11 protein-coding genes are annotated in these 15623 nt (G+C 65.8%); 4 read left to right on the forward strand and 7 right to left on the reverse strand.

Annotated elements, in window-relative coordinates; all coding sequences use genetic code 11:
• Window positions 1-84: 84 nt before the first annotated feature.
• On the forward strand, window positions 85-375 hold the full coding sequence (locus G3M62_RS25245; protein WP_246263655.1) for a DUF7673 family protein: 291 nt from the start codon (window positions 85-87) through the stop codon (window positions 373-375).
• A gap of 96 nt (window positions 376-471) precedes the next feature.
• On the forward strand, window positions 472-4725 hold the full coding sequence (locus G3M62_RS25250) for a strawberry notch family protein (protein WP_165191569.1): 4254 nt from the start codon (window positions 472-474) through the stop codon (window positions 4723-4725).
• Window positions 4726-4851: 126 nt separating this feature from the next.
• On the opposite strand, the gene G3M62_RS25255 is transcribed toward G3M62_RS25250, so the two are convergent.
• Entirely contained in the window at window positions 4852-5325 is a 474-nt protein-coding gene (locus G3M62_RS25255; protein ID WP_165191570.1) for a nuclear transport factor 2 family protein, read from the reverse strand.
• A 293-nt stretch (window positions 5326-5618) separates the two neighbouring features.
• Between G3M62_RS25255 and G3M62_RS25260 the strand changes: the two genes are divergently transcribed.
• Together G3M62_RS25260 and radC are read left to right on the forward strand one after the other, a co-directional pair.
• Window positions 5619-6251, forward strand: coding sequence for a pyridoxamine 5'-phosphate oxidase family protein (locus G3M62_RS25260; RefSeq protein ID WP_165191571.1), 633 nt, complete (start codon window positions 5619-5621; stop codon window positions 6249-6251).
• A 405-nt stretch (window positions 6252-6656) separates the two neighbouring features.
• A complete protein-coding gene (gene radC / locus G3M62_RS25265; protein WP_246263656.1) occupies window positions 6657-7316 on the forward strand; it encodes a RadC family protein in 660 nt (219 codons plus the stop codon).
• Between the two features lie 183 nt (window positions 7317-7499).
• Here radC and G3M62_RS25270 read toward each other — a convergent pair whose 3' ends face one another.
• From G3M62_RS25270 to G3M62_RS25295, 6 genes are all read right to left on the reverse strand, one after another.
• Window positions 7500-8279, reverse strand: a complete 780-nt coding sequence (locus G3M62_RS25270) for an enoyl-CoA hydratase/isomerase family protein (protein WP_165191572.1) — start codon at window positions 8277-8279, stop codon at window positions 7500-7502.
• A 40-nt stretch (window positions 8280-8319) separates the two neighbouring features.
• Window positions 8320-9045: an alpha/beta fold hydrolase gene (locus G3M62_RS25275; RefSeq protein WP_165191573.1), complete on the reverse strand. Its 726-nt coding sequence runs from the start codon at window positions 9043-9045 to the stop codon at window positions 8320-8322.
• Window positions 9045-10238, reverse strand: coding sequence for an ABC transporter substrate-binding protein (locus tag G3M62_RS25280; RefSeq protein WP_165191574.1), 1194 nt, complete (start codon window positions 10236-10238; stop codon window positions 9045-9047). Before G3M62_RS25280 ends, G3M62_RS25275 begins: the two co-directional genes overlap by 1 nt.
• Before the next feature lie 46 nt (window positions 10239-10284).
• Window positions 10285-11829 carry an AMP-binding protein gene (locus G3M62_RS25285; protein WP_246263657.1) on the reverse strand — a complete coding sequence of 515 codons (1545 nt, stop codon included), beginning with the start codon at window positions 11827-11829 and terminating at the stop codon, window positions 10285-10287.
• Window positions 11830-11927: 98 nt separating this feature from the next.
• Window positions 11928-14177 carry a TonB-dependent receptor gene (locus G3M62_RS25290; RefSeq protein WP_165191576.1) on the reverse strand — a complete coding sequence of 750 codons (2250 nt, stop codon included), beginning with the start codon at window positions 14175-14177 and terminating at the stop codon, window positions 11928-11930.
• Between the two features lie 173 nt (window positions 14178-14350).
• On the reverse strand, window positions 14351-15406 hold the full coding sequence (locus tag G3M62_RS25295) for an AraC family transcriptional regulator (RefSeq protein WP_165191577.1): 1056 nt from the start codon (window positions 15404-15406) through the stop codon (window positions 14351-14353).
• Window positions 15407-15623: the final 217 nt, after the last annotated feature.

The following is a 15623-nucleotide window of genomic DNA, read 5'->3' on the forward strand; positions in this document are numbered from 1 at the left end:
CGAGCCCTCGCCGACGGCGGGGGCTCGGGCTTTGCAGCCCCTGGCGGCGGCGAGGCCTTGGCCGCTAGAGTGGGCGATATGCCGATGGATGAAGACACCCAACTGGCCTTGAGCCGGCTCGTCGCCCTGGCGATGGACGACGGCGCGGCGAGCAAGGCCGCGGCCGATTTCCTGCTGGCCTGGTGGGACGTGGAGGCCTGGGGCGGCTTTGGGCCCAACCAGGCCTGGCTGCTGGACGATCAGGCCGCGGCCGATCTGGCGCGGGTGTTCGCCTTCGTCGCCCGAGCCCAGATCTATCCGGACGCGGTGATGGACCGCGCCGAGCTCGAGGCCCTGGCGCGCCGCTGGCGGCCGGGCGCGGCCAAGGCCGTCTAAGGCTCGGGCCCAAAGGTCAGGTGAAGGCGGGGGACGGGCGAGCCCGTCGGGTCTGGAGGGATGAGCCCTTCGCGGCGGGTGAGCCAGAGCCCCGCCATGGACGCGCTTCTTCCGCTCTTCGCCGCCTCGCCCGCCGCTTCCGCCGACACCAGCGCCAATCTGCTGGCCGCCGCCCGAGCCCTCTCGGCCCAGCTCAATCGCTCCCGTCCGCTGGACCGCAAGCTGATCTCCGGCGTGATGACCACCACCTTCGGCGGCGCCGACGTCGACGGCGCCTGGTCCTGGCGTGACGCCTATGACGCGGTCGAGGCGGCGCTGGTGCTGCAGATCCGGCGCCTGGCGCCGCAGGTCGCGCGCCTGGAAGACGCGCCGGCCGAAATCTGCGCCCTCCTGGCCAGCCTCTCGGCCCTGACCCCGACCCAGAGCCGGCGCTCGGAGGAACAGGTGGCGCTGGACCAGTTTTCCACGCCGCCCGCGCTGGGCGCCCTGGCGGTGCTGGCCGGCCAGGTGCGGCCTGGCGACACGGTGCTCGAACCCTCGGCCGGGACAGGGTTGCTGGCGGTGCTGGCCGAGGTCTGCGGGGCGCAATTGACGCTCAACGAGCTGGCGGCCGGCCGCGCCGGCTTGCTCGACGGGCTTTTCGCTGGGGCTGCGCGCACCCGTCACGACGCGGTTCATCTGAAGGATCTTCTGGAAGCCTCCGGATCGTTCGACGCCGTGGTGCTCAATCCGCCCTTCCAGGCGCTGGCGGCGCATCTGGAGGCGGCGCTCGAGGTGCTGGCCGAGGGCGGGCGCTTGTCGGCGATCGTCCCGGCGCGCCTGTTCGAGGACGAGGCGGCGTTGAAGCGCCTGTCGCGCCACGGCGCCGTGGTCGCGCGCATCGCCTTCCCGGCTCGCGCCTATGCCGGCCACGGAACCTCGGTCGAGACCGGACTGCTGGTGATCGATCGCGGCGTGGCGGCCGCTTGCGGCGCCGTCGTCGCCGCCGAAACCCTCGCCGATGCGGCCAAGGCCGCCGCCGCGGTGACCGCGCGGGCCAGCGCCAAGCCCCGGCGCTTTGTCAGCGTGGCCCAGGTCTCGGTGCTGGCGCCGCGGGCCCGGTCCTTGGCGACACCCGCCGGACGCCTCTCCCTGATCAACGCGACCGAGCCGCTCGACTATCGGGTCATCGACTGGACGGGCGAGGGCCAGGACGTGGGCCTCTACCAGGCTTATCGCCTGGGACGGATCGCCATCGATCGCGCCGCCCCCCACCCGTCGGCCCTGGTGGAGTCGCGGCCCATGGCCTCGGTGGCGCCGCCGGCCCCGACCTACCGGCCGATCCTGCCCTCGCGGCTCCTGGCCGAGAACCGGTTGTCGGACGCCCAACTGGAGACGGTGATCTATGCCGGCGAGGCCCATGCGGTGATGCTGCCCGGCGCCTGGACGATCTCCCAAGCGCCTCACATCGCCTTGTCGGTCGGCGCCGACACGCCCGAGGCGGTGCATTTCCGGCGCGGCTTCTTCCTGGGTGACGGCACCGGCTGCGGCAAGGGCCGGCAGATCGCCGGGATCATCGCCGACAACATGGCCCAGGGCCGGGTCCAGGCGGTGTGGCTGTCCAAGAACGACGCCCTGTTGGAAGACGCGCGCCGCGACTGGTCGGCCATCGGCGGGACGGCCAGCGACATTGTCGCCCAAGGGTCCTGGAAGCAGGCCGACGCCATCCGCCTGGACCGGGGCGTCCTCTATTCGACCTACGCCACCTTGCGTCAGCCGGCGCGGGGAACGCGGCCCTCGCGCCTGGATCAGGTCGTCGCCTGGCTCGGCGAGGACTTCGAGGGGGTGATCGTCTTCGACGAGGCCCACGCCATGGCCAACGCCGCCGGCGGCGGCAAGGGCGCGCGCAGCCCCAAGAAGGCCTCGCAGCAGGGCATGGCGGGTCTGGCCCTGCAGAACCGCTTGCCAAAGGCCCGCGTCCTCTATGTCTCGGCGACGGGCGCGACGACGCCGGAGAACCTGGCCTACGCCTCGCGCCTGGGTCTGTGGGGCGGGGTCGAGGCGCCGTTCGTCAATCGCGAAACCTTCCTGGACGCCATCGAATCCGGCGGCGTGGCGGTCATGGAGCTGATCGCCCGGGAGCTGAAGGCGTTGGGGCTCTATATCGCCCGCTCGCTGTCGTTCGACGGCGTCGAGTACGAGGCGCTGGGTCATCCGCTGACGGCGCAGGACATCGAGATCTGGAACAGCTGGGCCGACGCCTACCAGCTGATCCATCGCAATCTGCGCGAGGCCCTGAAGGCCACCGGCGTGATCAACGAGGACGGCAAGGTCAAGAGCGGCCAGGCCGCCTCGGCGGTGATGTCGGCCTTCGAAGGCGCCAAGCTTCGGTTTTTCGGCCACCTCCTGGCCGGGCTGAAGACCCCCAGCCTGATCGCCGCGATCCGCGAGGATCTCACCCATGATCGCTGCGCCGTCGTCCAGGTCGTCTCCACCAACGCCGCGGTGATGGAGCGCAAGCTGGCCCAGCTCCCGGTCGAGGAGTGGAACAACCTCTCCATCGACCTGACGCCCAAGGAGCAGGTGCTGGACTATCTGATGTCGGCCTTCCCGGTGCAGGCCATGACCGAGGTCGAGGACGAGGCCGGCGAGATCACCCTGGTCCCGTTGCTGGAGGACGGCGCGCCCGTCCTGAGCCAGGCGGCCTTGCGCCTGCGCGAGGACACCGTCGCGCATTTGGCCTGTCTGCCGGCCGTGCCGGGGGTGCTGGACGCGGTGCTGGAGGCCTTGAGTCCGGACCTGGTCGCCGAGATCACCGGGCGCGCTCGGCGGGTCGTTTCTCGCGGCGGCCGCAAGGTCGTGGAGCGCCGCAGCGGCTCGGCGGCCACGGTCGAGACCGACGCCTTCATGGCGGGCAAGAAGCGCGTGCTGGTCTTCTCCGACGCCGGTGGGACCGGGCGCAGCTATCACGCCGATCTGGCCGCCGCCAACCAGCAGCGCCGGGTCCATTACCTGGTCGAACCGGGCTGGCGGGCCGACGCGGCCATCCAGGGCCTGGGCCGGTCGCACCGCACCAACCAGGCCAGCGCCCCGATGTTCCGGCCGGTGACGACCGACATCCACGGCGAGAAGCGCTTCTTGTCGACCATCGCCCGACGCCTGGACAGCCTGGGCGCCCTGACCCGGGGCGAGCGGCGCTCGGCCGGCAATGGCCTGTTTCGGCCCGAGGACAACCTGGAAAGCCCCTGGGCGCATCGCGCGCTGCAGGCCTTCTACGTCGCCCTGTTTTCCGGCCAGGTGGAGGCCATGAGCCGCGAAGACTTCGAGGCCAGGACCGGGCTGTCGTTGCTCGACCATGACGGCGCCCTCAAGAGCTCGGACGACCTGCCGCCGATGAACACCTTCCTCAATCGACTGCTGGCCCTGCGGATCGAGGACCAGAACGGTCTGTTCGCCGCCTTCGACGCCATCCTGTCCGGCATCCTGGAGCGGGCGGCCGCCTCGGGCGCGCTCGACCGGGGCATGGAGGACATCGTCGCCGACGATCTGGAGGTGTTGGGCGAGGAGGTCCTGCGCACCGATGTGGCCACCCGCGCCGAAACCCGGCTGGTGCGGTTTTCGGTCCGAACGCGCCGCCCGCTGATCTCGGCCGACGAGGCCTTGGCCGGTCAGGATGCGGCCGCGCTGCTGATGGCCGTCAATTCCAAATCGGGCCGCGCGGCCCTGGTGGTTCAGGGCCTGACCACCACGGACGACAACGATCGCCTGATCCAGGCCGTGCGCCTGATCCGGCCCGAAAAGCGCACTGTCGCCGCGCTCAAGGCGTTCGAGGAGTCCGCGTGGGAGCCGGTCGACGAGACCGCCTGGCGGACGGCCTGGGCCGCCGAGGTCGCCGCCGCCGACCCGTGGGTTTCACGGGAGATGGCCCTGGTCACCGGGCTGCTGCTGCCGGTGTGGTCAAGCCTGCCGGGCAAGCAGGCGACGGTGCGCCGCCTGAAGGCCCCCGACGGCCGGCGCTGGCTGGGCCGGGTGCTGGATCCAGGCCAGGTTCCGGCCCTGAAGGTGGCGCTTGGCCTGACCGACACCGCCCGGGCCGTGGGCGAAAGCGGCGTCGCCCGGCGCATGATCCTGGACGAAGGCGCGTCCCTGTCCCTGGCGGGCGGCCTGTGGCTGCGACGCGCCAAGGTGATGGACCGCTGGCGGATCGAGGTGGTCGGGGCGGCCGCCCAGCGACAGGCCTTCGTCCAGCTCGGCTGCTTTGTCGAGATCATCAACTATCAGCCGCGGGTGTTTGTGCCCGCCGATCAGGAGGCGGTGCTGTCGGCGGTCCTGGAGAAGTGGCCGGCCCAGACCATTTTGGCCGCGGCCTAGGCCGGTGGGCGGTCGGATCGCCAGGATCTGGTCGCGGCCAACGCCGCCAGGGACCGGCGATCCGTACCCTCCCCGGGGTCGGATCGCCTCGCGACCCCTAGGACCGGCCCACGCCCCGGCCGAGGATCAAAGCCCCAGATCGGTCAGGCTCGGATGGTCGTCAGGTCTTGGCCCGCTGCGATCCCAGTGGAACTTGCGATCGGCGTCCTTGATGGGAAGATCGTTGATGCAGGCATGGCGTTGCTCCATCAGGCCCGCGTCGTTGAACTGCCAGTTCTCGTTGCCGTAGGAGCGGAACCAGTTGCCGCTGTCGTCGCGCCACTCATAGGCGAAGCGCACGGCGATCCTATTGCCCGTGAACGCCCAAAGCTCCTTGATCAGTCGGTAGTCCAGCTCGCGAACCCACTTTTTCTGCAGGAAGGCGATGATGGCCGGACGGCCCACGACAAATTCGCTGCGATTGCGCCAGCGGCTGTCTGGCGTGTAGGCCAGCGCCACACCCTCCGGATTGCAGGTGTTCCAGCCGTTTTCGGCGAGGCGAACCTTCTGAATCGCCGTCTCTTGCGTGAACGGCGGAAATGGAGGACGCGATTCAGTCATGTCATGGGTCCGATCGATGGCGGTGAACGCCGAGATTGAGATTGGCCGCCAGCGGGCCCGCCGGCGTCATTCGAGCACGGCTTGGCGACCGATCAACGGTTTGCCAAACACCGGCGGCTTGTATAATTGGCCAACCGAACGGTCAATTAATAGGCGCGATGGGACGGTCTCCAAAGTGTCTGGGCCGCGGCGAGATCCGCGACAGGTTTGCGGATTGGGGGATGTTCAAGGCGCGTCCAAAACAGCGCCATCGCAAAGCGTCTTAAATGGCGATCACAAAGCGGAGCCCGAACATGTCGCATGGCTTTCTCGATATCGCGGTGACGCCGAGCGTTCGCGCCGTGCAGGCCAAGATGGGCGCCGACCACCTATGGGACAACTTCAACTCACGGCGAGACTTTGATCGGTTCACCGAGAACGAGGGCGCGTTCATCGCCGCCCGCGACAGCTTCTATATGGCTTCGGTTTCGGAAACCGGCTGGCCCTATGTCCAGCACCGGGGCGGGCCGCGGGGCTTTCTCAAGCTGATCGACGAGCGCACGCTCGCCTTCGCCGACTATCGGGGCAATCGTCAGTACATCAGCGCCGGAAATTTCGCGGCGGACAATCGTGCGTGTTTGTTTTTGATGGACTACGCCCACAGGGCGCGACTGAAGATCTATGTTCACGTCCAGACCCTTGAACTCGACACCGATCCGACCTTCACGGACCGGGTTATGGATCGCGACTACAAGGCCAAGCCGGAGCGCTTGTTCCGGCTCGGCCTGGACGCTTTCGATTGGAACTGCCCCCAACACATCACCCCGCGCTTCACCGAGCACGAGGTGTCCGAGGCGGTTCAGCCGCTTCGCGATCGTCTGGCCCAACTTGAAGCCGAGAACGCCGCGCTTCAGGCTCGGCTCGCCGCCATCGGCGACGTGGTCTGAAAGCGCGGACCGCCCACGGCGTCGAGCCGCCGCAGGGCGTGATCCGCGGTGCGACCGGCGCCTCCAGTTGACCGGCGTCCAGGCGGGGGGCGAAACATCCAACCGTCTGGGTTTGTGTGTCCAATGGGTGGGGCGTAGCCGCAGCCCAGCTGCTCGAACGGCGGGTCCCAGATGCTCGGACCTGGGCTTGCTGCGCCGACGCGGCCGGCGCTCATAAAGGGAAAAGGGAGGCGGTCGGCGATCGAGCGATCCGGAGCTTGGTCCGGCGCCGACAGCGCCGAGAGCGCCATGTCCACCTCCCCTTCTCCTTCCTCTTCAGGCGTCCAGTCCGATCTCCCCGGCCCCTCTGCGGCGAACACGGCTTTGTCCTCCGTGGCCGACGCTGTCGGTACGATGCGATTTGATGTGATCGACGACGACGGCTCGGCCCGCGTCCGAGCCTTGGCCCGGCGATATGGCCTCGACGCGCTGCGCGAGGACGAACTGCTGGAACTGCATCTGGCGCGTCTTGGCCATCGCCAGGCGCGCGCAATGGCCAAGGCGTTGATGACGCGGTTTGGCGGGCTGGTCGCTGTTCTGGCCGCCGATCGCATTGCGTTGGAGCGCCATGTCGGACCCGAAGCGGCCCTCGACCTGAAGATCGTGCGTGAAACCGCCGTGCGCCTGGCCGCCGGCGTCCTGCCCAAGCGTCTGCTTCTGAGCTCGAACGTTCAGGTCGCGGCCTATCTGAAGACCCTGATGGCCGGCCTGCCCCGCGAGGAGTTCTGGGTGCTGTTCCTGGATCGCAAGAACCAGTTGCTGCGGGCCGAGCGCTTGGGCGTGGGGACGGTCGATCATGCGCCGGTCTATCCGCGCGAAGTGCTGCGTCGGGCTTTGGAGCTGAACGCCTCGGCGATGATCCTGGCCCACAACCATCCCTCCGGCGATCCGCAGCCGTCTCGCCCCGACATCGAGATGACCACGACCCTGATCGACGCCGGCAAGATCCTGCAGATCACCGTCCACGACCATATGATCGTCGGTGGCGCGGAGGTGAGCAGTCTGCGGAGCATGGGCTTGATCTAGCCCGCTCGCGTCAGGATCTACGAATTGCGGCCGTGACCTCCGGCGCAAGCTGGCCGTGAGCACATCGCCCGCGATGGGATCGCTCAGATAGGCCTTGCCTTCGGCGAGGCCGTAGTTGCCGCCGGTGAGTTGCGCCTCGCCCGAGAACGTTTTCGTGGGCCCGCCAAATCCGCATCAGCCGGTTCAACGCCCCTTGAAGACGGGCGGCCTTTTCTCCTCAAAGGCCTTCAGGCCTTCCGCGAAGTCTTGCGTGGTGAAGATGCGCTGCGCGCTCTCGAACGCGTGGGACAGCAGTAGGGAATTGTCGACCGACCCTGCCCTGCGCATCAACGCCTTCGCCGCGGCGAGCGCGATCGGCTGCTTGGACGCAATCTTTTCCGCCATTTTTCGAACCGTGGTCTCGAGTTGGTCCGAAGGTACGACGCGATTTACAAAACCCGCGTCAGCCAGGTCCGCGGCGGTCCAGATGTCACCGGTAAAGAGGAGTTCGGCCGCCTTCTTGCGCGACATCAGATAGGGCGCCAACGCTGCGGACGCCGGGCCAAAACCGACAAAGTTGGCATGGCCGTCGCCCATCTTTGCGTCTTCAGCGGCGATCACGATGTCAGCGTAGCAGCAAAGTTCGAAGCCGCCCGCGACAGCGATCCCGTTCACCGCCGCGATGACCGGCGTTCGGAACTCCTCGAGTTTGCGAAACATGCTCGGAGCAAGGGCGTAGAAGCGCTCGCGGAGCGAAGCATCGCTCTCCCAGCCCTTGAGCTCCTTGATATCGGCGCCGACGCAAAACGCCTTCCCAACGCCCGTCAAGATCAGCACGCGAACGTCGTGATCCGCGGCGGCCTCGGTCAGGACCGCGTCAAACTGCTCGATCATGCTGATGTTGATCGCGTTCATCGCTTCTGGGCGATTCATGCGGATGGTCGCGATATGACCATCCTTCACATAGTCGATTGGCCCGCTCATATAGCTGCTCCGGCGCCTTGAAATTAATGTGTCGAAACTCTCAGGCCTTGATCAGGACGTCGGCCACCGCCTCGGGCGCATCGAGCATCAGCTCGTGCCCATACGGCAGATCGACCTTGGCCCAGCGGTCGTCCAAGGCGATGCGGCTGTAGGCGTCGAAGCCGAGCTGGTCGTAGCCGCCCCATCCCGTGGCGCGCACATAGGTTCTGCGCTCGATCTTTTCATGAGCCCCAGAGAGCTGGATGGGTTCGCAGAACGTCGCCAACGGCTGTGGTGTCGCCAACCGCTCGACGAGCGCGATGTCGGCCGGGTTTGTGTTGAGCATCGCAGCCGGCAACGGAGGTGCCGAGCGCCCCCCTGTGGCCGCCGCGCCCTGCAGCACGGCGCTGACGATTTCCGCGTTGCCGTTGATCCCCAGCACTGATTTGCCGGACTCGGGGATGATCGCGTCGAGATAGACGAGCGCCTGGATACGGTCGGGCTGCGCGTCCGCCACTGCGGTGACGATCACCCCGGCATAGGAGTGACCCACCAGGATCACCTCGGTGAGATCCTCATAGCGGAGGAGGTTGGCGATATCATCGATGTGGGTTTGAGCGGTGACCGTCATCGCATCGGCAAGATGGACGCGTTCGCCGAGCCCCGTCATCGTGGGGGTGAAGACGCGGTGCCCCTGAGCGCGCAGCAATTGGGCGACGCGGCTAAAACACCAACCGCCACGCCACGCGCCATGAACAAGCACGAACGTCTTGTGCACTGTGGTCATCACTTTGGCTTAGCCTCTTTGCTACGAGCGGCCCGCTCCAGCTCAGCCGCTGACCAGGGGGTCAAACGAAATTGTCCTTGGATGATTTGGGCAATCGCGACGTCATCGATCGACAGACCCGAATGATCGTTCGCGGTGTATCGGTATTGCCCCTGCGGTGTGGGCAGGACCATGCCTTCGAGCGCGTTTCGGATGGCGGCCGGATCATCGCTCCCCGCCTTCTCGATCGCCGCCGCGATCAGCTTGACGGCGACATAGCCGTCGAGCGCGAACTGCGACGGCGCATGACCGTGGGCCCTGATGAACGCCGCGACCATACCGGCGGTCATCGTCTTGGTCGCGCCTTTGGGCAGGTCCGCCGCAACGGTGGCCAGGGGAGCGGCGACGATGATCCCGTTCGCGTCGGCGCCCACGGCGTTGACGAATGCGGGACCAGCCACCCCATGAGGCATCAACAGCGGAGGTCGCCGCGGCGACTTTCCGTAGGCCTGTGCGAAAGCGATCGCCGGCGGACCGGTCAGCCAAGCCATGACCGCTTGCGGTCGGGCCGTGGCGACGCCTTGGAGGATCGGCGAAAAGTCCTTCGTGTCGACATGAACCGCGTGCGCCTCGAGCACCTCGATTCCATACCGCGCCAACTTCTCTTTCTGGATCGCCCAGCCGGTGCGGCCAAAGAGGCTGTCGGCGTCGTAGACCACCACGATGCGGGTCAGCCGTTGCGCTTTCATGTAGCGGAGCAGCTGCTCGCCGACGAGCCGGCCGGTCAACGGCGTGATGAAGACGTAGGGTCGTACGGGCCTGATCTGGGCCTCGGCGGCGCCCGTCGACACATAGGGGATGCGCGCCGCTTCGACCGAGGGAATCGCAGCCAGGCTCGCGTTGGAGAACGAACTCCCGACGACCGCTGCGACGTCCTGCCGCTCAAGCCGAGCAAAGGCGTCGATCGCCCCCTGAGGATTGGTCTGATCGTCCTCCAGACGCAGCTCGATCCGTCGGCCATTCAGAATTCCGCCATGCGCGTTGATCTCGGCCGCGGCCAGGGCGGCGCCCTGCTCGTTTTCCAGACCGCCGGGATTGTTTCCGGTGCGCGAGACCAACTGGCCAATAACCACGGGTGATGGCGCCATAGCTTCCGCGTTCGCGGGGCTGGAAAGCAACAGGGCGCCCGCCAGGACCGTCCATGATATCTTCATTTTGACCTACACGAGCTTCCAGGATCGAACTCTTGGGTATGTCAATTCAGTTGACCATGCGCTCTCGCCCGTCCCAGTAGGCGGCCCGGATGACCTTCTTGTCGACCTTGCCAACGGAGGTGACCGGCAGGGACTCGACCACCTCGACACTCTTGGGAGTTTGGTGAGCGCCCTTACGCTGCCGAACGATGTCGATGATCGCCTGAGCGTCGACCCGCGCGCCGGGGCGCGCCACGACCACGGCCTTGACCGCCTCGCCCCATTTGTCGTCCGGTACGCCGATCACGGCGACCATCGAGACCTCGGGCAGAGTGGCGATGACGTCCTCGATTTCCTTGGGATAGACGTTGAATCCGCCCGTGACGATCATGTCCTTCTTGCGGTCAACGATGTAGAGGAAGCCCCGGTCATCCCGCATGGCCAAGTCGCCGGTATGCAGCCAGTCGCCGCTCAGGGCTTCAGCCGTCTCGTCAGGCATCTTGTGATAGCCACGCATGACGCCCGCTCCGCGCACGCAGATCTCGCCGACATCGCCGACCCCGACCGGCTGATTATCCTGGTCGAGGATATCGACGCGCATGCCGATGACGGGCCGGCCGCAGGACCGCAGAAGATCGGGATCGCCGAGCGGGTCGTGCTCGTCTTTGCGCAGCGTTGTCGCGAACGAAACGCACTCTGTCTGACCATAGGCCTGCAGCAGCACCGGACCCAGCAGCTCGTGCGCTTCGGCGATGCGGGTGGGCGACATGGGCGAGGAGCCGTACATCAGGGTTTCGAGCGAGGTGAGATCGAATCCGCCCGCCTTGCCGCTATCCAGCAGCGCATAGAGCATCGTGGGCACGATGAAGCTCCAGTTCACCTGCTCCTCCTGCACGACCTTGAGCCATTGCTGGGGGTTGAAGCCATTTTGCAGGATGACGGTCCCACCCCGCAGAAGCGTCGGCAGAATGGGCAGAATGCCCGCGTGGGAGATGGGCGCCACGGCCAGAAAACGAGGGCGTTCGGGGAGGCCGAGCGAACTGATGACGGTCTGGACCTGCTGCACCAGCGCCCGGTCGGGGATCTCGACGCCTTTCGAGCGCCCGGTGGTGCCGCCGGTGTAGGCGATCCAGTGGACGTCATCATCGGCGAGCCGCCGCCGCCGCAGCGCGACGTCCGAAGCCGCTTCGGACAGCTCCAGCAAATCTTCCGCGCCATCGGACGCACCGAGCGACAGGATGTTCCGGATCGACGGTGCGCGAGCGGCCAGGGCGTGCGCGCGTTCCATATAGTCAGGATGGACGATCAGCGTCTCGACGGCGGCGTGGTCGCAGATATAGGCGTAGTCATCGACGGCGCCGAGGGGGTGCAGGCCGCTGAAGCGCGCGCCCAGCAGGTAGATGGCCGCTTGCGCCATCCAGACTTCAGGCACGTTGGAGCTCAGCACGGCGATGGCGCTGCCCGGCATAATCCCGCGCGCCGCCAGCACGTGCATGAACCGACCGATCCGGCGAGACGCCTGCCGATAGGTCACCCGGCGCGCCCCGAACACGAAAGCCTCGCGGTCGGGATAACGATCCAGGGCCTCGACGATCATGTCGGTGTAGTTCACGTCCCGCGCCAAAATACTCAAGCTCGCCTCCGTCGATATATTGAATTGGAATGGAGGTGGGCGGCCGGAGCGTCGCTCGGCGGCCGCCCACCCCAAGATCACCAGCTCTTGGTAAGTTGAACTGCGACGGTCCGCGGCGAGCCGCCCAGGCCGGCGGGCACGACACGATTTCCCGCGATCGTGATCAGGTAGTTGGTGTCGGCGAGGTTCTTCCCGATCAGACGCAGGCTCCAGTTATCCTTGTCGTCAACGAATCCAATCGAGGCATTGATCAGGTCATAGGGCTTCTGACTCATGATGAGCGCGTTGGTTGGATCGTAGTAGGAACGGCTCTGGTAGTAATATTCGCCGCGGATGACGAACGCCCCGTCGCCGAACGGGTACTCGTACTGTCCAGTTGCTGAAAGCGACGACTTCGGCGCGGCGGTCAGTCGATTTCCAGTCGCATTGTAGGTTCGGCCGACCGGATCGTAGAGCGGCGAGGTCTGCACGTAGGGAATGAGCGCGGACGGGACCGCGGAAGCGGGGAAACTTTTGTAGCGGGTATCGAGCAGCGCATAGTTGAACGTCGCGGTGAACCCGGCGAACGGCTTGGCGACCGTCTCCAGCTCAAGACCCTTGACCTTGGCGCTGGTGGCGTTGCCGATCGCGACGACGCCCGGCGCGAGCAGCGACTGGACCTGCAAGTCTCGATAGTCGTAGGTGAAGCCGGTCAGGTTCACGCGCAGGCGCCGGTCGAGCCAGTCCGTCTTGACGCCCGCTTCGTAGCTCCACAGGGTTTCCGGATCGAAGCTCAAGCCCAAGGGGTTCGTGGCCGCGAAATTGGTGCCGCCGCTCTTGTACCCGCGCGTGATCGACCCGTAGGCGAACACATTGGACGTCGCCTGCCAGTCGAGCCCGAACTTCGGGGTCCATGCCTTGAAGTCGCGGGTGACGCTCGCGATGAAAGGAAAGCCGGCGGTCGGCGCCAGGGGCGTGGCCGGATTGAGCGACACCCGGTCGATATGATGGTCCAGCTCTTTGCGATCTTCGGTGTAGCGGATCCCGGCCGTCGCGCTCAGCGTCCCGGTGATGTTGTAGGTGCCTTGGACAAACAGCGCTTGGGACCTGGCATGCGCATCGGGCGTCGTCGTCGTCCGGTTGGCCCGCGTCGGGGCTGTCGCGATGCTGGGCGGGGTGTCGTTGATCAGCGTGCTCGACTGATGTTCATGGAAATAGTACGCCCCAAGAACCGCCCTGAACCGTTCGGTCTTGATGTTGACGTTGAATTCCTGGGTAAACTGCTTGGATAGATCCGACTGGTCGGCGAAATTGATCGGTTGTTCGGTGCCGTCCGAATCCCCGTCGCCGACATAGGAGCTGCGGCGATAGGCCGTGAGCGACTTCAGGCTTACGATGTCGTTGAGATCATAGTTGACCTCTCCCGACACGCCCCAGATCTTGGTCTCCGTCGACAGGGGGTCATCGACCGCCATGTGACGATAGTCGCCCACCAATGAGGAGGCCAACGGCGCGAGCGGCGTCGTCGCCAGAAGCTGCGTGTAGCTGCCGCCGCGTTCGACGCCGCGGTTCCAGTCGCCGCGAACAATCACTTCCAGCTTGTTCGACGGTGTAAGACGCAGCTGGCCGCGAAGACCGCCGTGGTCGGCGTTGCCCAGACCGTCCACGTTGGGCACGATATTTTTCACATAGTCGTCGTGCTTGACGTAGTTCCCGGAGAGGCTCGCCTGCAGCAGGCCTGGGATGAGAGGACCGCTCAGATAAGCCTTGCCCTGCACCAGGCCGTAATTGCCGGCCGAGGCCTGCACCTCGCCGTGGAAATCGTCGCTGGGCTTGCGCGAAATGATGTTGATCGTCCCGCCGACGGCGTTGCGGCCGTAGAGCGTGCCCTGGGGACCTCGAAGCACCTCGATACGGTCGATATCGACGAAATCGGCGAACTGGCCAAAGGCGCGGGCGATGTACACGCCGTCCGCCTGAACCGTCACGTCGGGATCGGATCCGTTGAAGACGTTGTTGCTGCCAATGCCTCGAATGTAGATCTGGGCGCTCGAGGAGGCCTGGCCGACGCTCAAGTTCGGCGTCAGGACGACCAGATCCTTGACGTTGTCGATCTTCGAGGCCGCGAGCTGCTCGGCGGAAAAGACCGAGATGGCGATCGGGGTCTTCTGCGCCGCCGAAGCTCCCGTGCGGGTCGCGGTCACGATGATGTCGTCAATGACATTTTGGTCGGCCTTCGCGGCCTGATTGGCGGTGTCGGTCGTCGTCGACTGCGCGTACGCCATCGTGCCGGCGAGCAGCACCGGAACCACGATAGCCGCAGCACTCATCTTTGATGATTTACTCAACAAAACCTCCCCAAGTTTTATGTAATCTAGTTTTATCTAGATATTTATTGCTCTCGCGATAGTCATCACTGCCACGACGACCGTCGCGACGAGCGATTGAACACCGCCTTTGCACAGGGGAATGCTAGTGCTATTGAGTGGGTAGTCTGTAGCCGAACGGCCTTGTTTCTTGACTAAACATCCGGCTGCGCCCCCTTTGTGGTTCCCGCGGCGAGCCGGCGAAGCGCGCCTGGCGGTGTGCCGCTCCACTTTCGGAACGCGCGGTTAAACGCGGCTTCCGAGCTATAGCCTGTCATGTCCGCGATGCTGGCGATGGAGGCGGTGCCATGCTGCAGGATATCGGCGGCCCGCGCCATTCGCACGGCGGTCACAAACTGGGCCGGAGCCATCCCCATCACAGTCTTGAACCGCCCGGCCAAGGCTGACCTCGATAGACCGACGGAACTGGACATCTTCAACAACGTCCAGTCACTTCGCGGATCGTTCTGGACCGCGCCGATGATTTTCGACAGGTACGGATCCTTAAGGCCGCGATAGAAACCTGGCCGCTCTTCTCCCGCCGCGCCAAGGGCTTCGGAAAGGACCTTGACGAGCAGCGCCTCCGCCAGGCGTGTCGCGGTCATCTGACCCGACAAACCTTCCCCGCCATGGGTCGCGATTTCGCTTAGCATCGCATCGACAAAAGTCTCGTTGCGTTGGGCGAACTTCGGAAGATGGATCACCGCCGGCAGACCATCGAGCAGCGCTGAAGGGGAGTCATGATCGAAGAACATGCGCAGGGCCGTGAACGCCACCGAAACGTTCTGAGCGTCCGCGGCTGCGTGGCGAAAGGGCGAGACAAACAACGATTTCCACTTCGCCTCGACCCCGTCGATGTCGCCCAGTTCGTCGCGAAGCAGTTCCTCGAGCGGGACAGGCGGGATGCTCGCGTCCTTGGCCATCAGGCAGCGGCCGGGTAACGGCAGCAGCAGGGCGTCGCCGGGGTTCAGGTCCACGAGGCGCCGCGGCTGAAGCGTGCCGCCGACACAACTGCCCTGTGTGACGATGTAGAGGATGATGCAGTCGGTCGGATGAGGGATGGACGCGGCCCAGTTTCCCGACCCGATCGCGATCCGACTTGCCAGGACACCGGTTACACGGATTGTTCGCAGCGTCTGCGCCAGAGGCTCGCCGCGCTGCAGGTTGATCGGATTGGTTATTACCGGGTCGACGTCTTGGTCAGTCTTCATAGCGGGGGCGGCGCCTTCCGGTGGTCGAGATGACGCGCGACATGCGATGCGCCTTTCATCATGGGGGGCAGTTCGCGTTCGAGACATTCCACCACGCCTCGGACCTTGGGAAGCAGATGACGACGCAGCGATAAACCGCCCAGATCGGTTCATCCGCCGGCTGGAAGTCCTCAAGCAACACTTCAACCATGCCGTTTCGATCAAGGGTTGGATATAG

It is taken from the genome of Caulobacter soli, from assembly GCF_011045195.1.
Lineage (GTDB): Bacteria > Pseudomonadota > Alphaproteobacteria > Caulobacterales > Caulobacteraceae > Caulobacter > Caulobacter soli.

What these genes read in the sequence shown, in the direction of transcription:
- G3M62_RS25245 (WP_246263655.1), top strand. Translation starts at nt 85, where the DNA reads ATGGATGAAGACACCCAACTGGCCTTGAGCCGGCTCGTCGCCCTGGCG.
- G3M62_RS25250 (WP_165191569.1), top strand. Translation starts at nt 472, where the DNA reads ATGGACGCGCTTCTTCCGCTCTTCGCCGCCTCGCCCGCCGCTTCCGCC.
- G3M62_RS25255 (WP_165191570.1), bottom strand. Translation starts at nt 5,325, where the DNA reads ATGACTGAATCGCGTCCTCCATTTCCGCCGTTCACGCAAGAGACGGCG.
- G3M62_RS25260 (WP_165191571.1), top strand. Translation starts at nt 5,619, where the DNA reads ATGTCGCATGGCTTTCTCGATATCGCGGTGACGCCGAGCGTTCGCGCC.
- G3M62_RS25270 (WP_165191572.1), bottom strand. Translation starts at nt 8,279, where the DNA reads ATGAGCGGGCCAATCGACTATGTGAAGGATGGTCATATCGCGACCATC.
- G3M62_RS25275 (WP_165191573.1), bottom strand. Translation starts at nt 9,045, where the DNA reads ATGACCACAGTGCACAAGACGTTCGTGCTTGTTCATGGCGCGTGGCGT.
- G3M62_RS25280 (WP_165191574.1), bottom strand. Translation starts at nt 10,238, where the DNA reads ATGAAGATATCATGGACGGTCCTGGCGGGCGCCCTGTTGCTTTCCAGC.
- G3M62_RS25295 (WP_165191577.1), bottom strand. Translation starts at nt 15,406, where the DNA reads ATGAAGACTGACCAAGACGTCGACCCGGTAATAACCAATCCGATCAAC.